General features: G+C 70.8%; 18 protein-coding genes. 13 read left to right on the top strand and 5 right to left on the bottom strand.

Annotated elements, in window-relative coordinates:
* Positions 1–120 precede the first annotated feature (120 nt).
* From ruvC to ABTW72_RS07925, 8 genes are all read left to right on the top strand, one after another.
* The gene (gene ruvC / locus ABTW72_RS07960) at positions 121–648 is read left to right on the top strand and encodes a crossover junction endodeoxyribonuclease RuvC (protein WP_030488351.1); all 528 of its coding nucleotides are present in this window, start codon (positions 121–123) and stop codon (positions 646–648) included.
* Positions 645–1,247, top strand: coding sequence for a Holliday junction branch migration protein RuvA (gene ruvA / locus ABTW72_RS07955; protein WP_091401818.1), 603 nt, complete (start codon positions 645–647; stop codon positions 1,245–1,247). Before ruvC ends, ruvA begins: the two co-directional genes overlap by 4 nt.
* Before the next feature lie 16 nt (positions 1,248–1,263).
* The gene (gene ruvB / locus ABTW72_RS07950; protein WP_350855718.1) at positions 1,264–2,331 is read left to right on the top strand and encodes a Holliday junction branch migration DNA helicase RuvB; all 1,068 of its coding nucleotides are present in this window, start codon (positions 1,264–1,266) and stop codon (positions 2,329–2,331) included.
* Between the two features lie 140 nt (positions 2,332–2,471).
* Complete coding sequence (gene yajC, locus ABTW72_RS07945) at positions 2,472–2,810, top strand: preprotein translocase subunit YajC (protein WP_350855715.1); 339 nt, start codon at positions 2,472–2,474, stop codon at positions 2,808–2,810.
* Between the two features lie 278 nt (positions 2,811–3,088).
* Positions 3,089–5,008, top strand: a complete 1,920-nt coding sequence (gene secD, locus ABTW72_RS07940; protein WP_350855713.1) for a protein translocase subunit SecD — start codon at positions 3,089–3,091, stop codon at positions 5,006–5,008.
* A gap of 1 nt (position 5,009) precedes the next feature.
* Positions 5,010–6,209: a protein translocase subunit SecF gene (gene secF, locus ABTW72_RS07935; RefSeq protein WP_350855710.1), complete on the top strand. Its 1,200-nt coding sequence runs from the start codon at positions 5,010–5,012 to the stop codon at positions 6,207–6,209.
* 78 nt (positions 6,210–6,287) lie between these two features.
* Entirely contained in the window at positions 6,288–6,854 is a 567-nt protein-coding gene (locus ABTW72_RS07930; protein WP_350855707.1) for an adenine phosphoribosyltransferase, read from the top strand.
* A 197-nt stretch (positions 6,855–7,051) separates the two neighbouring features.
* Complete coding sequence (locus ABTW72_RS07925; protein WP_350855704.1) at positions 7,052–9,574, top strand: RelA/SpoT family protein; 2,523 nt, start codon at positions 7,052–7,054, stop codon at positions 9,572–9,574.
* A 995-nt stretch (positions 9,575–10,569) separates the two neighbouring features.
* On the opposite strand, the gene ABTW72_RS07920 is transcribed toward ABTW72_RS07925, so the two are convergent.
* Positions 10,570–11,412, bottom strand: coding sequence for a peptidylprolyl isomerase (locus ABTW72_RS07920; protein ID WP_350855701.1), 843 nt, complete (start codon positions 11,410–11,412; stop codon positions 10,570–10,572).
* Positions 11,413–11,471: 59 nt separating this feature from the next.
* Positions 11,472–12,356 carry a peptidylprolyl isomerase gene (locus tag ABTW72_RS07915; RefSeq protein WP_091401832.1) on the bottom strand — a complete coding sequence of 295 codons (885 nt, stop codon included), beginning with the start codon at positions 12,354–12,356 and terminating at the stop codon, positions 11,472–11,474.
* Between the two features lie 270 nt (positions 12,357–12,626).
* Between ABTW72_RS07915 and ABTW72_RS07910 the strand changes: the two genes are divergently transcribed.
* The 3 genes from ABTW72_RS07910 to ABTW72_RS07900 all read left to right on the top strand — a co-directional run bounded on the left by ABTW72_RS07910 (position 12,627) and on the right by ABTW72_RS07900 (position 15,752).
* Positions 12,627–13,337: an MBL fold metallo-hydrolase gene (locus ABTW72_RS07910; protein WP_030488361.1), complete on the top strand. Its 711-nt coding sequence runs from the start codon at positions 12,627–12,629 to the stop codon at positions 13,335–13,337.
* Positions 13,338–13,410: 73 nt separating this feature from the next.
* Positions 13,411–14,739 carry a histidine--tRNA ligase gene (gene hisS / locus ABTW72_RS07905; protein WP_350855697.1) on the top strand — a complete coding sequence of 443 codons (1,329 nt, stop codon included), beginning with the start codon at positions 13,411–13,413 and terminating at the stop codon, positions 14,737–14,739.
* Positions 14,740–14,810: 71 nt separating this feature from the next.
* On the top strand, positions 14,811–15,752 hold the full coding sequence (locus tag ABTW72_RS07900; RefSeq protein WP_181518646.1) for an acyl-ACP desaturase: 942 nt from the start codon (positions 14,811–14,813) through the stop codon (positions 15,750–15,752).
* A 135-nt stretch (positions 15,753–15,887) separates the two neighbouring features.
* Here ABTW72_RS07900 and ABTW72_RS07895 read toward each other — a convergent pair whose 3' ends face one another.
* Positions 15,888–16,394, bottom strand: coding sequence for a PaaI family thioesterase (locus ABTW72_RS07895; RefSeq protein ID WP_350855694.1), 507 nt, complete (start codon positions 16,392–16,394; stop codon positions 15,888–15,890).
* 55 nt (positions 16,395–16,449) lie between these two features.
* Here ABTW72_RS07895 and ABTW72_RS07890 point away from each other — a divergent pair, with 55 nt between their 5' ends.
* Both ABTW72_RS07890 and ABTW72_RS07885 read left to right on the top strand, forming a co-directional pair.
* On the top strand, positions 16,450–16,926 hold the full coding sequence (locus tag ABTW72_RS07890; protein ID WP_350855691.1) for a winged helix-turn-helix transcriptional regulator: 477 nt from the start codon (positions 16,450–16,452) through the stop codon (positions 16,924–16,926).
* Between the two features lie 314 nt (positions 16,927–17,240).
* Complete coding sequence (locus ABTW72_RS07885) at positions 17,241–18,287, top strand: S1 family peptidase (RefSeq protein ID WP_350855688.1); 1,047 nt, start codon at positions 17,241–17,243, stop codon at positions 18,285–18,287.
* Between the two features lie 93 nt (positions 18,288–18,380).
* Here the strand turns inward: ABTW72_RS07885 and ABTW72_RS07880 are convergent, their stop codons facing one another.
* Entirely contained in the window at positions 18,381–19,028 is a 648-nt protein-coding gene (locus ABTW72_RS07880) for a DUF998 domain-containing protein (protein WP_350855686.1), read from the bottom strand.
* Between the two features lie 98 nt (positions 19,029–19,126).
* Positions 19,127–19,861 (bottom strand): DUF998 domain-containing protein, encoded by a 735-nt coding sequence (locus ABTW72_RS07875; RefSeq protein WP_350855683.1) that lies wholly within the window; start codon positions 19,859–19,861, stop codon positions 19,127–19,129.
* Between the last annotated feature and the right edge of the window lie 19 nt (positions 19,862–19,880).

Genomic DNA, 19,880 nt, shown 5'->3' with positions numbered 1-19,880 from the left:
CCACGGCGAGGGGCTGGGTGTGGGGTGCGGGTGCGGAGGGCGTGTCCCGTGGGGCTGGTGGGAACGGCGACCGTTAGGGTGTCGAACACACGTACTGCTGACGGCTGGGGAGGGGGCGGCGTGCGCGTGCTCGGTGTGGACCCGGGGTTGACCCGGTGCGGGGTGGGCGTGGTCGAGGGTGTGCCCGGCCGGCCCTGCACACTGGTCGCCTACTACGTGGTCTACACCGACCCGGCCGACGACCTCGCGTTGCGTCTGTTGCACCTGGACCGGTCGCTGAACGAGCTGGTCGCCAAGCACGAACCGGAGAGCGTTGCCGTGGAGCGGGTGTTCAGCCAGCACAACGTTCGTACCGTGATGGGCACCGCGCAGGCCAGCGGCATCGCCGTGTTGGCCGGGGCGCGGGCCGGGCTGCCGGTGCAGACGTACACCCCGAGCGAGGTGAAGGCCGCCGTGACCGGGTCCGGTCAGGCCGACAAGGCGCAGATGACCGCCATGGTGACCCGGCTGTTGCGGCTGGCCGAGCCGCCGAAGCCGGCGGACGCCGCCGACGCGCTGGCCCTGGCCATCTGCCACGTCTGGCGCGGCGGCACCCGCTCCAAGCTGGCCGCCGCGGCCGACCGGGCACGACGAGGAGGAGCACGATGATCGCCAGCGTGCGCGGCACGGTGACCGCGACGGGTCCGGACCAGGCCGTGATCGAGGTCGGCGGGGTCGGGCTCGCCGTGCACTGCGCCCCGGGGACCCTCGCGGAGCTGCGGGTCGGCCAGGTCGCCCGGCTCGCCACCAGCTTGATCGTGCGGGAAGACTCGCTGACCCTCTACGGCTTCGCCGACGACGACGCCAAGTCGCTGTTCGAGCTGCTCCAGACCGCCAGTGGGGTCGGCCCGCGACTGGCCCAGGCGGTGCTGGCGGTGCACACCCCCGACGCGGTTCGCAAGGCGATCGCCAACGCCGACACGGCCGCCCTGACCCGCGTACCCGGGATTGGCAAGAAGGGCGCGGAACGTCTGGTGCTGGAGCTACGTGACCGGATCGGCCCGGTGCCGATCGGCGCCGACGGGGTGGCCGGGGTGACCCGCGGCAGCTGGCCCGACCAGGTCCGCCAGGCGCTGGTGGGGCTGGGCTGGACGGCCGGTCAGGCCGACCAGGCGGTGGCCGCGGTGGCGGAGTCGATCGAGGGTGAGACCCCGCCGGTGCCGGTCCTGCTCAAGCAGGCCATCCGACTGCTCGGTCGTACCCGATGACCGCCCGGGCCGCACGATGAGCGAGACCGAGGGGCTCGTCTCGGCGTACGTCAGCGACGCCGATCGGGACGCGGAGGCCACGGTACGGCCGAGGCGGCTGGCCGAGTTCATCGCCCAGGACCGGGTACGCGACCAGCTCGACCTGTTGTTGCAGGGCGCCATGCGGCGGGGGTCGCCGCCGGATCACATCCTGCTCTCCGGCCCACCCGGGTTGGGCAAGACGAGTCTGGCCAACATCGTCGCCGCCGAGCTGGGCGCGGGCATCCGGGTGACCAGCGGCCCGGCGATTGAGCGTTCCGGTGATCTGGCGGCGATCCTGACCAGCCTCGCCGAGGGCGACGTGCTCTTCATCGACGAGATCCATCGGATCGCGCGCCCGGCCGAGGAGCTGCTCTACAGCGCGATGGAGGACTTCCGGGTCGACGTGGTCGTGGGCAAGGGGCCCGGGGCGACGGCGATCCCGCTGGACGTCGAGCCGTTCACCCTGGTTGGCGCGACGACCCGCTCGGGCCTGTTGACCGGGCCGATGCGGGACCGGTTCGGCTTCGTCGCGCACCTCGACTTCTACGCCCCGGCGGATCTGGAGACGTTGCTGCACCGTTCGGCGCGGATCCTGGGGGTGCCCATCACGCCGGAGGGCGCGACCGAGATCGCCGGTCGGTCCCGGGGCACGCCGCGGATCGCCAACCGGCTGCTGCGCCGGGTCCGCGACTACGCGGAGGTCCGGGCGGACGGGGTGGTCGATCTCGACACCGCCCGCGCGGCTCTGATCGTGTACGACGTGGACGCGCTCGGCCTGGACCGGCTGGACCGGGCGGTGTTGACCGCGTTGGTCGACTCGTTCCGGGGCGGCCCGGTCGGGTTGTCCACCCTCGCCGTGGCGGTGGGGGAGCAGCCGGACACGGTCGAGGAGGTCTGCGAGCCGTTCCTGGTGCGGGCTGGGCTGTTGGCCCGTACGCCCAGGGGGCGGGTGGCGACCGAGGCCGCCTGGCGGCATCTGGGGCGCACACCGCCGAATGGTATATTTGGTACGGATAGTCCACCTGTGCCCGACTTGTTCTCCTTGGATGTCGATCAGCCGTGATGTGAACGTGATCTGTGCCGCATTCGGCGTTCTCAGGTGCAGGGTTTAGACTTCGCCGCGGTCTGTACAGGACGTGAGAATCCGCCTCCGCTCCGGCACCCACGGTGCCGGGGAGGTGGCCAATGGGAAGGTCAGTAACCGTGCATTTGGCAGCACCGAGTGGCGGGGCCGGCGGTTTCACGCCGATCCTGATGATCGCCCTGCTCTTTGGCGTCATGTACTTCATGATGATCCGGCCCCAGCAGAAGCGCCGCAAAGAGGCGGAGGCGATGCAGTCCAACCTCGGCCCCGGCGACGAGGTCGTGACCATCGGTGGGCTCTACGGCACGGTCACCGGCATCGAGGACGACACCGTCCTGATCGAGGTCGCCCCGGGCGTGCAGACCCGCTACGCCCGCCCGGCGATCGCGCGGGTGGTCACCCGCGCGGAGCTGCCGAGCGAGCCGGTCACCGAGGACGCGGACACCGTCAAGGACTGACCCCTCCCCTCGGGAGCGGCGAGTCCGGCGTACGGCCGGTCGGTCGGCTTCCGGGTCATCGCGCCGAACGGGGCAGCGGGCGAGACGTGAAAACTGGATAGTTGGGTCGACGCCGGGCGTCGGCACGTTCCCGTGACCGTCGGCGTTCCGCGCCGGGGGTGCCCGGTCCTCGTGTCGGCATTCCGTCGGCTCAAGGCAGACCCCGTCGGGCGGGACCCCCGGCCCGACACCGCCGCCGCTGCGACAGCGGCGCGACCGTACAGGGAGACAGGACAGCCGTGGCACCACCTCAGGGACAGATGCGCCCCGGGCGGCAGCTCGCCGTGCTCGGGTTCATCTTCGTGGTCCTCTATCTTCTGGTGTTCTTCGCTGGCGCCAGCGGCAGCTGGAAGGACCGGCTCGAGCCCAAGCTCGGCCTGGACCTCATCGGCGGCACGCGGGTGACACTGGAGGCGACCAACAGCGTCGACGGCAAGCCCCCGACGGCGGAGAACCTCGAGGAGGCCCGGGAGATCATCGAGAGCCGGGTCAACGCGTTCGGCGTGGCCGAGGCCGAGGTGGTCACCGAGGGCAATCGCAACATCGTCATCTCCCTGCCCGGCGAGAACCGGGACCTCACCGACGTGGGCAGCGCGGCCGAACTGCGCTTCCGCAAGGTGCTCAAGGCCGCTTCCGGCAGCGGGGTGGCCGAGGCGCCGCCCGCCGCCACGCCGGCCCCGTCCGGTAGCGCCGCCCCGACCGGCAGCGCGACCCCGTCCGGCGCCGCGACCACGACCCCGACGGGCAGCGCCTCGCCGAAGGTGACCTCGTCGCCCAGCGGCGGTCAGGGCGGAATGGCACCGGCATCGCCCAGCGCCACGCCGACCCCCGCCGCGTCCGCCACGGCCTCGCCGAGCGCCGCCGCGCCCAGCGCCAGCGCCGAGCCGGTGCCGGCCAGCGTCGAGGAGCAGCGCAAGGTCGTCGAGCAGAAGGTCGGCGCGGCCGCGTGGCAGGCCGCCAACGGGCTGCAGGCCCCGGCCGACCTGACCGCCGACCCCTCGCTGGCCGAGAAGCTCAAGCCGTTCGGCACGCTGTCTCCGCAGGAGGTAGCGGTGCTGCCGGCGCAGATGCAGTTCAACGTGCCGACGATCGGCTGCGCGCAGCTCGACCAGCGCCCCCCGGCGTCGATCTCCGACCCGAAGCAGCAGGTGGTCTCCTGCGAGGACGGCGCGTCGAAGTACCTGCTCGACCAGGCCAAGGTGTTGGGCACCGACGTGTCCGACGCCGACGCGGTGCTCGACCAGACCAACGCCTGGGTGGTCAGCCTGGACTTCACCAAGGACGGCCAGGGCAAGTGGACCTCGCTGACCCGTGAGGCGTTCCAGAACGAGGGCCAGGCCTGCGACGCGACCGCGTTGGGCCAGGACGGCAAGTGCCGGGTGGCAGTCGTGCTGGACAACGAGATCGTCTCCTCCCCGGAGATCCAGGCCGTGCTGACCGGCAACTCCCAGATCACCGGCACCTTCACCCAGAAGGACGCCAGCACCCTCGCCGGTCAGCTGCGCTACGGCGCGCTGCCGGTGACCTTCGAGCAGCAGGAGGCGCAGAACGTCACCGCCACGCTGGGTGCCAGCCACCTGCGCGCCGGTCTGCTCGCGGCCGGCATCGGCATGCTGCTGGTCATCATCTACGCGTTCTTCTACTACCGGCTGCTCGGCTCGGTGATCTTCCTGAGCCTCATCCTCTCCGCGCTGCTGGTCTTCGGCGCGCTGGTGGTGCTCGGCCGGCAGATCGGCTTCACGCTCACCCTCGCAGGCATCGCCGGAATGATCGTCTCGCTCGGTGTGGCGGCGGACTCGTTCGTCATCTACTTCGAACGACTGAAAGACGAGATCCGGGAGGGGCGCAGCCCGCGTAGCGCGGTGCCCCGCGCCTGGATCCGGGCCCGCCGGACGATCATCTCGGCCAACGCGATCACCCTGCTCTCCGCTGTGGTGCTCTACGTGGTCTCGGTCGGCACGGTCAAGGGCTTCGCCTTCGCCCTCGGCCTGGCCACCGTGCTGGACCTGGTGGTGGTCTTCCTCTTCCGGCACCCGATCATGACGATGTTCGCCCGGACCCGGGCGTTCCTGTCCCCGCGGGTCAGCGGTCTGGGCCGGGCACTGCCGGCCCGCAACCAGCCGACTCAGCCCCGCAACCCGCGCGCCAAGGAGGCCTGAGATGGCTGAAAACGGTCTGGCGAGCCGCCTCTACAACGGCGAGGCCGGTCTCAACATCGTCGGCCGGCGCAAGCTCTGGTTCGGCGTCGCCGGGGTCCTGGTCCTGATCGCGATCCTCAGCTTCTCGATCCGTGGGTTCAGCCTGGGCATCGAGTTCGCCGGCGGTAACTCGTTCCAGGTGCCGGCCAGCGTCGGCACCCTGGACGACGCCGAGCGGGAGGTCAACTCGGCCCTCGCCGCGGAGAACACCGGCGTCACGGTGGCCACCACGCAGAAGGTGGGCGGCCCGGGCGGCGACTCCTACGAGCTGCGTACGCCGCAGCTCACCGTGGAGCAGGCCAACTCGGTCAAGGCCCAGATCGCCGAGGACCTCGGCATCAGCGCCGACCAGATCAGCAGCAACCAGGTCAGTGAGGCCTGGGGCAGCCAGGTGACCGAGCGGGCCGTGCTCGGTCTGGTCATCTTCATCGCGCTGGTGATGGTCTACCTGATCCTGCGCTTCGAGTGGCGGATGGCAGTGGCCGCGGTCGCCTCGCTGATCACGAACCTGATCCTCACCGCCGGCATCTACTCGCTGGTCGGCTTCGAGGTCACCCCGTCGACGATCATCGGCTTCCTGACCATTCTGGGCTTCGCGCTCTACGACGTGGTGGTGGTCTTCGACAAGGTCCAGGAGAACACCCGGGGTATCACCGCCAACAACAACCAGACGTACGGCGAGGCGTCCAACCTGGCCGTCAACCAGAGCCTGATGCGGTCGTTGAACACCTCGGTGGTCGCCCTGCTGCCGGTCGGTGGTCTGCTCTTCATCGGTGCCGGCCTGCTCGGTGCCGGCACGCTGAAGGACCTCGGTCTGGTGCTGTTCGTCGGTATGGCGGTGGCGTTCCTGACCTCCATCCTGGTGGCCACCCCGCTGCTGGCGCTGTTGAAGAACTACGACCCGCGGATCCAGGCGCACAACAAGCGCGTCCTGACCCGGCGGGGCGCGGTCGCCCGCGGCGAGGTCACCGGTAAGGGTGCTGCCGCGAGGCCGGTGGCCCAGGCCGACGCGACCGACGAGCCGGTCGACCAGGACGCCGCCGCGCTGGCCGGTGCCGCCCCCAAGGTGGGCGCCCGGCCGGCGGGCAAGCGGCCCACCGGTGCCCGGGGCGGTCGCCCGGGTGCCGGCGGCAACCGGCCGGGTGGCGCCAAGCGGCGCTGACCCGACAGGAAACACCCGAACGGCGTCCGGCATGCTGTTGCCGGACGCCGTTCGTCGTCGAAGGAGAGCGAAACAGCCGTGACGGAGACCCACAGCACCGCAGCGCGCGGGGACAGTGGCCCGGAGGTCGCCCGACTGGTCGCCAGCCGGGTGCTGGACGTGCCCGACTTCCCCAAGCCCGGCGTCATGTTCAAGGACCTGATGCCACTGTTCGCCGACGGCAAGGTCTTCCGTGAGGTGATTGACGGGATCGTCGCGTACCACGGACGGGACGCCTTCGACGTGGTGGTCGGCATCGAGGCGCGCGGGTTCGTCGTCGCGGCGGCCATCGCGTACGCGACCGGGGTGGGCGTGGTGCCGGTGCGCAAGGCTGGCAAGCTGCCCCGCCCGGCGCACTCGGTCTCCTACGAGTTGGAGTACGGCGAAGCCACCCTCGAAGTGCACGAGGACGCCTTCACCGCCGGGCACCGGGTGCTGGTGGTCGACGACGTGCTGGCCACCGGTGGCACCGCCGAGGCGACGCTGGACCTGGTCGAGCGGGCCGGCGGCACCGTCGCCGGCTTCACGGTGCTGCTGGAGCTCGGCTTCCTGGGTGGTCGCGAGCGACTGTCGCCGCGTCCCGTCCACGCCCTGCTGACTGTTTGAACCGGTCGATACTCTGCTGACCGTTTGATCCCGGACCCGTCGGATGGACCCGGCGCCGACCGTCCGGCGGAGCGGCAGGGGGCCGTCCGTGCGGGTAGCATTGCCCTTTGCTGACGTCGGCGGTATCCCGTCCGGCGGGCGAGACCAGGCCGGCCGATCTTCGGCCGGCATGTTTCCGGCGAGCGGTGAGGAGGCCGGTGTCCCACGATGTCGTCCCTCCGGCGGAGGGCACGGTGCACCCGACAGGCGACGCTGACGGCTCGGTGACCGACCGGACAGGCGACGCGCCGGCCCGGGTGACGGGCACCGGTAACGGCTCCGGCCGGGTTCCCGGCGAGAGCGCGGTGCGTCCGACCAGCGGCCCGCCGAGCGTCGAGGCGTCCCCCGGCGCCGATGGCGTCGTGGTGCCGTTCCCGACCGACGCCGGCATCGACCCGTCGCCCGGCGGTGGCTTCGGGCTGTCCAATGCGCCCACCGGTCGGCGGGTCCGGGCCCGGCTGGCCCGGTTCAACGCGCCCTGGCAGACCTCCCAGGTCAGCGAGGTGCTGGAGCCGCTCATCGCCAGCCACCGGGACAACCACCCCAAGGCGGACGCCCGGCTGCTCCAGCGCGCCTTCGACACGGCCGCGCGGTGGCACTCCGGGCAGTACCGCAAGTCCGGTGACCCCTACATCACCCACCCGCTCGCGGTGGCGACGATCCTCGGCAACCTGGGGATGGACACCACCACGCTGGTCGCCGCGCTGCTGCACGACACCATCGAGGACACCGAGTACACCCTCGACCAGATGCGCGCCGACTTCGGTGGCGAGGTCGCCCTGCTGGTCGACGGCGTCACCAAGCTCGACAAGGTCAAGCTGGGCGACGCGGCCAAGGCCGAGACGATCCGCAAGATGGTCGTGGCCATGGCCAAGGACCCGCGGGTGCTGGTGATCAAGCTGGCCGACCGGCTGCACAACATGCGTACCCTGACCTTCCTGCCCCGCCCCAAGCAGGAGCAGAAGGCCAAGGAGACGCTGGAGATCCTGGCGCCCCTCGCGCACCGGCTCGGTATGAACACGATCAAGTGGGAGCTGGAGGACCTGTCCTTCGGGACGCTGTTCCCGAAGCGTTACGAGGAGATCAACCGGCTGATCGGGGAGCACCAGCCGCAGCGCGAGGCGCTGCTGCGGCAGGTGACGCAGAAGGTGCAGACCGACCTGAAGGCCGCCAAGATCAAGGCGGAGACCACCGGGCGGCCCAAGCACCTCTACTCGATCTACCAGAAGATGATCGTGCGGGGTCGCGACTTCAACGACATCTACGACCTGGTCGGTGTGCGGATCCTGGTCGACACGGTTCGGGACTGCTACGCGGCGCTGGGGGTCATCCACGCCAACTGGCAGCCGGTGCCGGGTCGGTTCAAGGACTACATCGCGATGCCCAAGTTCAACATGTACCAGTCGTTGCACACGACGGTCATCGGGCCCACCGGCAAGCCGGTGGAGATGCAGATCCGCACGTACGCGATGCACCGCACCGCGGAGTTCGGCATCGCCGCGCACTGGAAGTACAAGGAGCACAAGGGCACCCAGATCGTCGGTCCGCCCGCGCACATCGACGAGATGACCTGGCTGCGGCAGTTGCTCGACTGGCAGCGTGAGGCGGCCGACCCGAGCGAGTTCCTGGACGCGCTGCGCTTCGACCTGTCCAGCCAGGAGGTGTACGTCTTCACCCCGAAGGGTGACGTCATCCCGCTGCCGACCGGGTCGACACCAGTGGACTTCGCGTACGCGGTGCACACCGAGGTGGGGCACAAGTGCATCGGGGCGCGGGTCAACGGCAAGCTGGTGCCGTTGGAATCGACGCTGTCCAACGGCGACGTGATCGAGATCTTCACGTCGAAGTCCGAGACGGCCGGCCCCACGCAGGACTGGCTGGGCTTCGTGAAGAGCCCGCGCGCCCGGACGAAGATCCGGCAGTACTTCAACAAGGAGCGCCGCGAGGAGGCGATCGAGGCCGGCAAGGACGCCATCGTCAAGGCGATGCGCAAGCAGGGCATGCCGTTGCAGCGGATGCTCACCTCCGACGCGCTCATGTCGATCGCCCGGGACCTGCACCTGGCCGACGTGGCCTCGCTCTACGCGGCGGTCGGCGACAGCCAGGTCTCCGCGCAGTCGGTGGTGCAGAAGCTGATGGCCGCGTACGGCGGCGAGGAGGGCGCGGCGGAGGACATCGCCGAGACCGCCGTCGCCACCCGTCCGCCGCGTAGCCGGCAGAGCAGCAGCGACCCGGGTGTGGTGGTCCGGGGCGTCAGCGACGTCTGGATCAAGCTGGCCCGCTGCTGCACACCGGTCCCACCGGACTCGGTGTTCGGCTTCGTCACCCGCTCCGGCGGGGTGAGCGTGCACCGCGACGACTGCGCCAACGCCGAGGACCTGCGCGCGCAGAGCGAGCGGGTCGTCGAGGTGAGCTGGAAGCTCACCTCAGCCTCGACGTTCCTGGTCGCCATCCAGGTCGAGGCTCTGGACCGGCACAAGCTGCTGGCCGACGTCACCCGGGTGCTCTCCGACGAGCGGGTCAACATCCTCTCCGCGACCGTCACCACCACCCGTGATCGGGTGGCGGTGAGCCGGTTCAGCTTCGAGATGGCCGACCCGAAGCACCTGGGCCACCTGCTGGCCACGGTCCGCAAGGTCGACGGCGTCTTCGACGCCTACCGGGTCACCTCCGGCGCCTGAACCTGGTTCTGTCATCGACGGTTGCCGCAGAGCTGCGGGTGACCTCGGCGGTCCGCTCGGAGTGGGTTCTTCCGTTCGCTGGGGGCTGTAGCCCGCGCAGATCCGCGAACTCGTCAGGCTGCTCGCCGAGCGCGGCGGTGACGTGATCCCGATGGGCGGCCCGCCGGCGGCCGGTCATGGTCGAGCCAGGTACCACGGCTACCCCGATCCAACTAGCGGCACCGCACCTGCCGGCCGACGCCGACGGGGCCACCGTAGCGAGACTGCCATCCGGGACATTGTCATATGGAAATCCGTGATAGCTTGACCTCGGGGAGTGATCCTCAACGGGGGCTCTGCACCCTGCTAATTCCAGGCTGCGAGAAAGGTGTTTCAGATGCGAAGAGGAGTCAAGCGGGCTCTCATTGCTTCAGTTGCGATGGGGCTCACTACGATGGTTCTGCCGAGCACGCCAGCATTCGCCATCGCGAAGGTGCCGTGCACCAGTTCCACCGTTGAATTGATCAACGCTCTCAATATCCGCTCCTGCTTCTCGGGCAACGGCACTACTGCCCTCATTGGTAGCTTCGTGTCCTTCAAGGCTGGGAGCAACGATGCTTCGGTCAGGCTGTCGAACGGGAGTAGCCTTCTCCTCCGGCCGGGCGGAAGTTATCGGTGGCCGCTTCCCGGTGCGAGCTTGACGAGCGTCTCGATTTTCAACCCATGATTCGCCAGTCCGCGGATGAGACGGGTTTCCAGCGACCAAGCCGGTAGCTGAAGCTATTCCGAACGAGATCCAGCGAATCATCCACACAAGAAGCCCTGAACGCCGTAGCGGCAGTTCAGGGCTTCTTGCTGCTGGGCCACAGTTCGCGAGGTCGAAGGCGTCTCCGACGCGTACCGGGTCGCCTCCGGCGCCTGACGCCCACCTGATTAGTCTCGGGGCTCGACGGGTACCCCGGAAACGACAGCGCCCGCCGGCTCAGCCGGCGGGCGCTTCGTCGTGCGCGCGGGGGTCAGCCCTGCGGGTTGCTCATCGTGAGGTCCTTGATGACGACCTCCTTCTTCGGGTGGCCGCCGCCGGCCTGCTGGGCGAACGCCCCGTCGTCGCCGGTCTTGGCCACGTCCTTGACCAGGTCCATGCCGCCGGTGATGGTGCCCAGCACGGTGTACGCCGGGTCCAGCGGAGAGTCGCCGAAGACGATGAAGAACTGGCTGCCCGTGCTCCCCGGATCCTGGGATTTGGCCATCGCGATGACGCCCTCCGGGTACGGCGGGCGCTTGTCGGTGGGCAGGTTCTCCTCGGCCATGCGGTAGCTCGGGCCGCCCTGGCCGTCGGTGTCCCGCCAGCCGTTGCCGGTGGCGCTGGGGTCACCGCACTGCAACACCTTGATGCCCTCGGTCACCAGGCGGTGGCACTTGGTGTTGTCGAAGAAGTTCTTCTCCGCGAGGTAGGTGAAGCTGCCCGCCGTGCACGGCACCAGCGACCGGTCGACCTTGGCGGTGATCGGGCCGAGGTTGGTGTCGATCGTCATGGTCTGGATGCCCTTGGCGGACTGCTGGTTGCTCGGCACCCCCACGTCCTTGATCTGCGGGGGGCGCTGCTCGGTGGGCAGCGTGGTGTACGCGCACTCGGCCGCGCCCGCCGCCGGCGCGGCGGTGTCGCTCTTGTTGTCGTCGTCGCCGCCGAGGCTCACCGCCAGCCAGACGGTGCCGGCGACCACGAGCACCAGCGCGGCAGCCGCGCTGACGATCGCCGTCGTCTGCCGGCGCTTGCGGGCCTTGGCCGCGCGCTCGGCCATCTCCTTCTCGAGCCGGGCGCGTGCCGCCGCGCGCTGCCGCTCTCTGGTGGACGTCACGCCTGGATCCTCCTGGCTGTCTGCTGCTGGGTGCCGCTTGGGTGGGTGGTGGCGCCCGGTCAGCCGGCGCTCGGGCTGCTGGCCGGGGTGCCGGAGGCCGAGGGAGCCGGTGCCGCACCGGTGACCGGCTCACCGACCGTGAGGCTCTGGATCGTCACATCGGTGCTGGGCTTGACCTTCGCCCCGGTCCCATTGTCCACGGTCGGGAGGGCGCCGATCTTCTCCACCACGTCCAGCCCGCCGGTCACCCGGCCGATGACCGGGTACTTCGGGTCGGCGGTGGTGAAGTCCTTGAAGAAGATCAGGAACTGGCTGCCGTTGCTGCCCGGCGGGTTGGAGACCATGGTCACCGTGCCCTTCGGGTACGTCGGCGGCTGGCCGGGGGCCGGGCTGGCCGACGGCGACGCCGACGGCACGGTCGGCAACTCCTCGTCGTAGAACGAGTAGGTCGGCCCACCGAGACCCGTGCCGCTGGGGTCGCCGCAACGCAGCGCGCCCTCGGCGGTGATCTCGTGGCACTTGGTGTTGTCGTAGAACGACCGGCTCGCCAGGTGGGCGATGCTCGCGGCCGCGCACGGGGAGTTGGTCAGGTTCAGTTCCGCGGTGATCGGCGCGCCCTGGTTGGTGGTCACGGTCATCGCCCGGGTGCCGTCGGTGGGCAGATCCTTGGTGGCCGGCGTGCCGACGTCCTTGAGGTTGGTGTTGGCCGTCGCGTCCTGCGGCGTCCAGAGGCAGGTCTCCTCCGCGGCCGTGTTCTGCTTCGGGTCGGAGTCGAACGCCCCGAGCGCCCAGGCTGAGCCGGCCACGACCAGCACGAGGATCAGAGCGGCGCCAACTCCGGCCTGGATCTGCCGTCGGCGCCGCGTCGAGGCGGCCCGGCGAGCCAACTGCCGGTCGAGCTTGGCCCGCGCCAGTTTGCGCTGCCGGTCCCTGCTGGAAGCCACCCGTGCTCCCCTTTCCTCTACCTGGTCGTCGCCGGCGGCCGGTCGCCCCGGCCCGTCCGGGCGTCACGTGTGCCGCGCCACACGCCCGCCAGAGTGTACGGCTAGTGACTGGGAATGTGGTGTACGAGGTCCACCCCATCCCGAGCAGCGCTTATCGGAGGTTGTCACTGTGCCCTACGGGGCCCCTGGGACGGACGCGGCAAACTCGTTCGGCCCGCCCGATAGGCTGCTGTGCAGGACGACAGCTGCTTGACGGAAAGGACAGCGCCCGTGCTCGTGGCCGGCTTTCCCGCGGACGCCTTCGGCACCAACTGCTACGTGGTTGCCACCGCGCCGGGGGAGCAGTGCGTGGTGGTCGACCCCGGCATCGGGGTGCTCGACCAGCTCGACGCGCTGCTCGCCGAGCACCGCCTGCATCCGGCCGCCGTGCTGCTCACCCACGGCCACCTCGACCACACCTTCTCGGTCGCGCCGGTTTGCGGCGCGCGCGGCATCACCGCGTACGTGCACCCCGGTGACCGGGAGATGCTGGCCGACCCGTCCAAGGGCCTCTCGACCGACCTGACGTCGCTCTTCGGCGGCCGGCTGAGCTACACCGAGCCGGAGGACGTGGCGGAGTTGACCGACGGCGCCACCCTCACGCTCGCCGGCCTGGAGATCGCCGTCGACCATGCTCCGGGCCATACCGGCGGGTCGGTGCTGTTCCGGCTGCCCGGTGCCGGGTCGAGCTGGGAGGCTGACGAGCTGTGCCTCTCCGGTGACGTCCTCTTCGCCGGGTCGATCGGCCGCACCGACCTGCCGGGCGGGAGCATGCCGGCCATGCTCACCAGCCTGCGCGACAAGATCCTTCCGCTGGCTGACGACACAGTCGTGCTGCCCGGCCATGGCCCCAGCACCACCATCGGTCGTGAGCGCGCCAGCAACCCGTACCTCATCGAGGTGGCTGGCACGTCGCCGGCCGCTCCCACCCGGGGCCTCTAGATCTTCTGTCCGCGCCGCGCGCGGACCCACGACACCACCGCGCCACCGGCGCGGAACCGCAAGGAGTACGCCGATGAGCAAGCCCACGCCCATCTCCGGCTTCCCGGAGTGGACCCCCGGCCAGCGGATGATCGAGCAGTTCGTGCTCGACAAGATCCGGGCCACCTTCGAGTTGTACGGCTTCGCGCCGCTGGAGACCCGCGCCGTGGAGCCGCTGGACCAGCTGCTGCGCAAGGGCGAGACCTCGAAGGAGGTCTACGTGATCCGGCGGCTGCACGCCGACGCCGAGGGCGCCGGTGGTGACGACCAGCTCGGCCTGCACTTCGACCTGACCGTGCCGTTCGCCCGGTACGTGTTGGAGAACGCCGGCAAGCTGAGCTTCCCGTTCCGCCGCTACCAGATCCAGAAGGTGTGGCGGGGCGAGCGGCCGCAGGAGGGCCGCTACCGGGAGTTCGTCCAGGCCGACATCGACATCGTCGACCGGGACACCCTCGCCGCGCACCACGAGGCGGAGATGCCGCTGGTCATCGGGGACGCGCTGCGCTCGTTGCCGATCCCACCGGTGACGATCCAGGTGAACAACCGCAAGATCTGCGAGGGTTTCTACCGGGGCATCGGGCTGACCGACCCGGAGGCGGCGCTGCGCGCCGTGGACAAGCTGGACAAGATCGGCCCGGCGAAGGTGGCCGAGCTGCTGGCCCAGACCGCCGGGGCGAGCGAGGCGCAGGCCAAGGCGTGCCTGGCGCTGGCCGAGATCTCCGCCCCGGACGCCTCGTTCGCCGACGCCGTGCGGGCGCTCGGGGTGAGCGACCCGCTGCTGGACGAGGGCATCGAGGAGCTGGTCCGGGTGGTGGACACCGCCGCCGAGCACTCGCCCGGCCTCTGCGTGGCGGACCTGCGCATCGCCCGTGGGTTGGATTACTACACGGGCACCGTCTACGAGACCCAGCTGCGCGGCTACGAGCGCTTCGGCTCGATCTGTTCCGGCGGCCGGTACGACAACCTGGCCAGCGCCGGCACCGTCTCGTACCCGGGGGTGGGGATCTCGATCGGCGTGACCCGGCTGCTCGGTCTGCTCTTCGGCGCGGGGGAGCTGTCGGTCTCGCGGGAGGTGCCGACCGCCGTGCTCGTCGCGGTGACCAGCGAGGAGCAACGTACGGCCAGCAACCGGGTGGCCGAGGCGCTGCGGCGGCGCGGGGTGCCGACCGAGGTGTCGCCGAGCGCGGCGAAGTTCGGCAAGCAGATCCGCTACGCCGAGCGGCGGGGCATCCCGTACGTCTGGTTCCCCGGTGCCGGTGCAGCGCCGGACGAGGTGAAGGACATCCGCTCCGGTGAGCAGGTCACGGCAGATGCGGGGGAGTGGATGCCACCCCTGGGGGACCTCAAGCCCACTGTCGGTTGAGTCTCCCCACTGGCGCTGACGGCCGCGGGGACCTACGGTAGCGTAAGTTACGCCACCGTAGGGAGTTTCTCGTGACCGTCAGCACCACAGTGAGCCAGACCGCGCTGCTCGTCGAGTTGGAGCCGGTTGTCGCACGCAACCTGGACCGCCACCTCTCGCTCGCCAAGGAGTGGTTCCCGCACGAGTACGTGCCGTGGAGCGAGGGGCGGACCTTCGACGGGCCGCTCGGCGGCGAGGCGTGGTCACCGACCGACTCCACCATCCCGGACGTGGCCCGCACCGCGCTGATCGTGAACCTGCTGACCGAGGACAACCTGCCCTCGTACCACCACGAGATCGCCACCCTGTTCGGTCGCGACGGCGCGTGGGGCACCTGGGTGCACCGGTGGACCGCCGAGGAGGGTCGCCACGGCGTCGCGATCCGCGACTACCTGACTGTCAGCCGGGCGGTCGACCCGGTGGCGTTGGAGCGGGCCCGGATGACGCACATGTCGGAGGGCTACACCAACGCCCACGGCGACGAGGTGCTGCACTCGCTGGCGTACGTCTCGTTCCAGGAGCTGGCCACCCGGATCTCGCACCGCAACACCGGCAAGGCCACCGGCGACCCCACCTGCGAGGCGCTTCTGGCCCGGGTGGCCGCCGACGAGAACCTGCACATGGTCTTCTACCGCAACCTGCTCGCGGCCGCGTTCGAGCTGGCTCCGAGCCAGGCCATGCGGGCCGTCGCCGACGTGGTGGCCGACTTCCAGATGCCGGGCAGCGGCATCGACGGGTTCGCCCGCAAGTCGGTGGCGATCGCCCTGGCCGGCATCTACGACCTGCGTCAGCACCGCGACGAGGTGCTGCAGCCGGTCCTGCGTCAGTGGGACGTCTTCAACGTGACCGGCCTCAACGCCGACGGCGAGGCCGCCCGCGAGCAGCTCGCCGCCCAGCTGGAGAACCTGGACCGCGCCGCGAGCCGCTTCGAGGAGAAGCGCGACGCCCGAGCCGCCCGCCTAGCCCTCCGCTAAACCCCCCTCCCACTCCACCCCTCCCACCCCCTCCAGCCCTGGTGATCATGAGGTTGGCGGGTCGATCGATCTTCGAATCGCCCGCCAAGCCCATGATCAACGCAGTGAGTGAGGGGCGGGGGGAGCGGGGGTGGGTTAGGGGAGGGGGAGGAGGAGGCAGGTGCTGGTGGCGTGGGCTATCAGGCGGTCGGTGGCGTCGGTGATGCGGGCCTCGGCCAGGGCCGTACGGCGGCCGCGTTGCAGCACCGTCCCCTCGCAACGCAGGGTGCCGCTGTCAACGGTGACCGGGCGGAGGAACTTCACGTTGAGATCCAGCGAGGTGTAGCCGACGCCGGCGGGCAGGGTGGTGTGCACGGCGCATCCCGCGGCGGTGTCCAGCAGGGTCGAGAGCACGCCACCGTGGACGCTGCCGAGCGGGTTGTAGTGGAACTCCTGTGGAGTCAGCTCGACGACGACCCGGCCCTCGTCGGCTTCCATCCGGGTCATGTCGAGAAGGTGCATCACCGGCGGCGCGGCCAGGTCGCCGGCGATCATCGCCCGGAGCATGTCCAGGCCGCTGCGTCGACCGACCTGCGCGGCGTTGGCCGACGGGTCCGCCCAGGTGAAGGTACGGCTGCGCACTGGTTCCTGCGTCTGCGTCATGGACGCAGCCTGGCAGCAGGTTGCTGAGTCTGTCAACGAGATCTAGCCTGGTCGGATGCGACCCGCGGCTCTGGACTGGTCAGTGGAGAACTGCACCATCGCCCGCGCGATGGAGGTCCTCGGTGAGCGGTGGACCCTGGTGGTGCTCCGCGAGGTGTTCACCGGCGTACGCCGCTTCGACGACATGCGGGTACGCACCGGCATTCCGCGCCAGGTGCTGACCAACCGGCTCGCCAGCCTGGTGGAGCAGGGCGTGCTGAGTCGCGAGCCGTACCGGGAGCCCGGCAGTCGGCTGCGCCACGAGTACCGGCTCACGGAGAAGGGCCTGGATCTGTGGCCGGTGCTTGTCGCCGTCCTCGGTTGGGGCGACCGGTACCTCGCCGACGCTGAGGGCCCGCCGCTCCGTGTCACGCACCGCGACTGTGGCGCCGAGGTGCGCGTCGAACTGCGCTGCGCCGACGGGCACGACGTGGGTCGGCCCCGCGACGTGCTGCCCAGTCCGGGCCCCGGCGCCCGTCGCCGTACCCCCTGACCCGATCCCGCCGCGCCCCTGACGCCCCGTTGCCCCTGACGCCCCGTCGCCCATGGAAGACATCGACGACCGTGCGCGCCGAGTGTGGACCGGACGTCGGTTGGGTGTGACGGTGGCTGTTCACCAGCGTGTCAAGGGTGTTGCGGCCGTGTGGCCAACCGAGATCGGCGAATCCGGGCGAATTCAAGCCTTGTTAATGATCTTAAGTATGTGAATACTTCAGTCTCAGCCGGCCGGTTTCCCCAGATCGGCCGCGTTGCCCTCGGGTCAGCCGCCCCCGGCAGACCCGCTCCCCCGCCCAGGAGGTTTGTTACATGCGACCCACGAGGTCCTCATTCCGCGTTGCGGCCACAGTCGCCGTTTCCGGAACCCTGGTCGTCGGCTCGCTCATCGGCGCGCCCGCCCAGGCCGCTCCTGCCGCGTCCCCCGACGCCGCCGCCGCGATCTCCGCGGAACTCGGCGACCGCTCCGCCGGCTCGTACATCGACGCCAGCGGCAAATCCGTCGTCACGGTGACCGACGCGGCAGCCGCCAGCAAGGCGAGCAAGGCCGGCGCCGTCGTCCGCTACGTCACCCGCGGCGCCGCCGAGCTCAACCGGGCCACCGCCGAGCTGGAGCGCTCCGCCAAGATCCCGGGCACCGCCTGGTGGAGTGACCCGGTCACCAACCAGGTCGTCGTCTCCGTCGACAGCACCGTCACCGGGGCCAAGCTGGAGCGGGTCAAGGCCGCCGCCGCGCGGGCCAACGGCGCGGTCCGGGTCGAGGCCGAGGCGGGCGTGCTGAGCACCCGGATCTCCGGCGGCCAGGCCATCTACGCCGGCGGGGGCGGGCGCTGCTCGCTCGGCTTCAACGTGCGCAGTGGCAGCACCTACTCCTTCCTGACGGCCGGGCACTGCACGAACATCTCGGCCAGCTGGTACTCGAACTCCGCCCAGACCTCGCTGCTCGGCAGCCGTACCGGCACCAGCTTCCCGGGCAACGACTACGGCATCGTGCGGCACAACAACTCGGCCAACGCCGCCGGCAACGTCTCGCTCTACAACGGCAGCTTCCGCGACATCACCGGCGCCGGCAACGCGTCGGTCGGCCAGTCGGTGCAGCGCTCCGGCAGCACCACCGGCCTGCGCAGCGGCTCGGTGACCGCGACCAACGCCACGGTGAACTACGCCGAGGGTTCGGTCTCCGGCCTGATCCGCACCAACGTCTGCGCCGAGCCGGGCGACAGCGGCGGTTCGCTGTTCGCCAACACCACCGCCCTGGGCCTGACCTCCGGTGGTAGCGGCAACTGCCGCACCGGTGGCACGACCTTCTTCCAGCCGGTCACCGAGGCGCTCAGCCGCTACGGCGTCAGCGTCTTCTGATCCAGTCACCGCGTACGGGCCGCCGGGATCTCCGGCGGCCCGTCCGTGTGCCTGCCCGACTGCTGAGCGGCCGCGCGGCGTCGGCGACGACGGTCAGCGGGGCGCGGTCGGTCCCGAGCGCCGCCGGGAGCCCAGCGCGGCGAGCACGGCGAGCAGCGGTACGACGGCCTCGGCTGCCGCCAACAGCCGTTCGGTCAGCCCGATCCGGGCCCCGTCGGAGAAGAACTCGACGGCGAACCAGCCGAGCAGCCCGAGCAGGACCGCCGACACCGCGAGCGCTGCCCGCCGTGCGGTCAAGCCCGGGGTGGACCCGGTCGGCGACTCCCGCTGGAGCGGGCCGGAGGAGCGCCCCGCTCGACCGGGCACGGCCAGGGCCGGCCAGCAGGCCAACGCCCCGAACGCCACGGCGGCGGCGACGACGTGCGTCGTCGAACCGCCCGGGCGTTGGGGGAAGGCGACAAGTACCAGCGTGGCCAGCCCGCCCAGTGCGAGCAGCCCCCGGCCCACCGGCGCGGCGGTGACCAGGCCGAGCGCGGTGAGCAGGTGACAGAGCCCCAGTCCGGCAAGCCCGAGCGTCATGATCCACCGATCGTCCGCGCCCGTGGCGGCGAGCGCGCTGATGGTCTGCCGTACCGGGTCGAACCCGTCGGGTTGGGCGGCCTGCGCCAGCGTCCAGCCGCCGATGAGGAACAGTGGCGCGCCACCGGCCGACAGCAGGGCCCAGCGGGGAACGGCGGACATCCGGCGATCGTAGCGGTGGCGACGCGGGAGCGCCGGGGTCGGCGTCGCGCGGCCTGGTGTACCGCCGCCCCGACCGTCGGGCTACCTCGAACGACGGCTCACGGCAGCGGATCGGGCGGTCGAGGAGTCGACCCGGGAGTGGGTCCGAGTGGATCCGGGGGCACGACGCCGAGGGTCGGCAGGGCCGGGCCGACGGTGGTGGTGCCCTCGGCGGCCCAGGCGAGGTGCGCCCGCCGGGCGGAGATGACCGCCAGCAGCGGCCAGAGGGAGACGGCCACCGCCGTCACCCGCTCGGCCAGCCCGGTGCGGGACCCACTGGTCACCTCGAACGCGCACCAACCGAAGAGCGCGAGCAGCACGAGCGTGGTGCTCAACCCCACCGCCCGGCGGAACGCCCAGGGCGGCTCCGGTCGGGTGGGGTGCTCGGTGTCGTGGCCGCGCGGCAGCCGCAGTGCCGAGCCGGCCGGCCAGAGCACCAGGGCGAGGACGGCAACCGTCGCCGCGACGCCGTGGCTGAGCGAACCGCCGACCGGCGGCCGGGGAAAGGCGACCAGCGCGATGGTGGCCACGCCGCCGATCGCGAGCAGAAAACGGCTGGGCAGCCCGGCCGCGTGCAGGACGGCGGCGACCGACAGGTAACAGCAGCCGAGCAGCACCAGGGCCACCACCATGATCCAGGCGTCGGTGGCGTCCTGTCCTGCCAGTTCGCTGATGGTGTCCCGGACCGGGTCGTACCCGACGGGCTGTCGGGCCTGCGCCACCGTCCAACCGGCCACCAGCAGCACGGGCGCCGCCGCCGCCGTGGCGACGGCCCAGTTCGGTACGGGCCGCATTTCGCCACGTTAACCGGCG

The organism is Micromonospora sp. NPDC127501, from assembly GCF_040302185.1.
In the GTDB taxonomy this organism is placed as follows: domain Bacteria; phylum Actinomycetota; class Actinomycetes; order Mycobacteriales; family Micromonosporaceae; genus Micromonospora.
Note: the sequence above shows the minus strand (reverse complement) of the source record. Positions and strands in the feature narration are given on the sequence as shown.

What these genes read in the sequence shown, in the direction of transcription:
- ruvA (WP_091401818.1), top strand. Translation starts at nt 645, where the DNA reads ATGATCGCCAGCGTGCGCGGCACGGTGACCGCGACGGGTCCGGACCAG.
- ruvB (WP_350855718.1), top strand. Translation starts at nt 1,264, where the DNA reads ATGAGCGAGACCGAGGGGCTCGTCTCGGCGTACGTCAGCGACGCCGAT.
- secF (WP_350855710.1), top strand. Translation starts at nt 5,010, where the DNA reads ATGGCTGAAAACGGTCTGGCGAGCCGCCTCTACAACGGCGAGGCCGGT.
- hisS (WP_350855697.1), top strand. Translation starts at nt 13,411, where the DNA reads ATGAGCAAGCCCACGCCCATCTCCGGCTTCCCGGAGTGGACCCCCGGC.
- ABTW72_RS07895 (WP_350855694.1), bottom strand. Translation starts at nt 16,394, where the DNA reads ATGACGCAGACGCAGGAACCAGTGCGCAGCCGTACCTTCACCTGGGCG.
- ABTW72_RS07890 (WP_350855691.1), top strand. Translation starts at nt 16,450, where the DNA reads ATGCGACCCGCGGCTCTGGACTGGTCAGTGGAGAACTGCACCATCGCC.
- ABTW72_RS07885 (WP_350855688.1), top strand. Translation starts at nt 17,241, where the DNA reads ATGCGACCCACGAGGTCCTCATTCCGCGTTGCGGCCACAGTCGCCGTT.
- ABTW72_RS07880 (WP_350855686.1), bottom strand. Translation starts at nt 19,028, where the DNA reads ATGTCCGCCGTTCCCCGCTGGGCCCTGCTGTCGGCCGGTGGCGCGCCA.
- ABTW72_RS07875 (WP_350855683.1), bottom strand. Translation starts at nt 19,861, where the DNA reads ATGCGGCCCGTACCGAACTGGGCCGTCGCCACGGCGGCGGCGGCGCCC.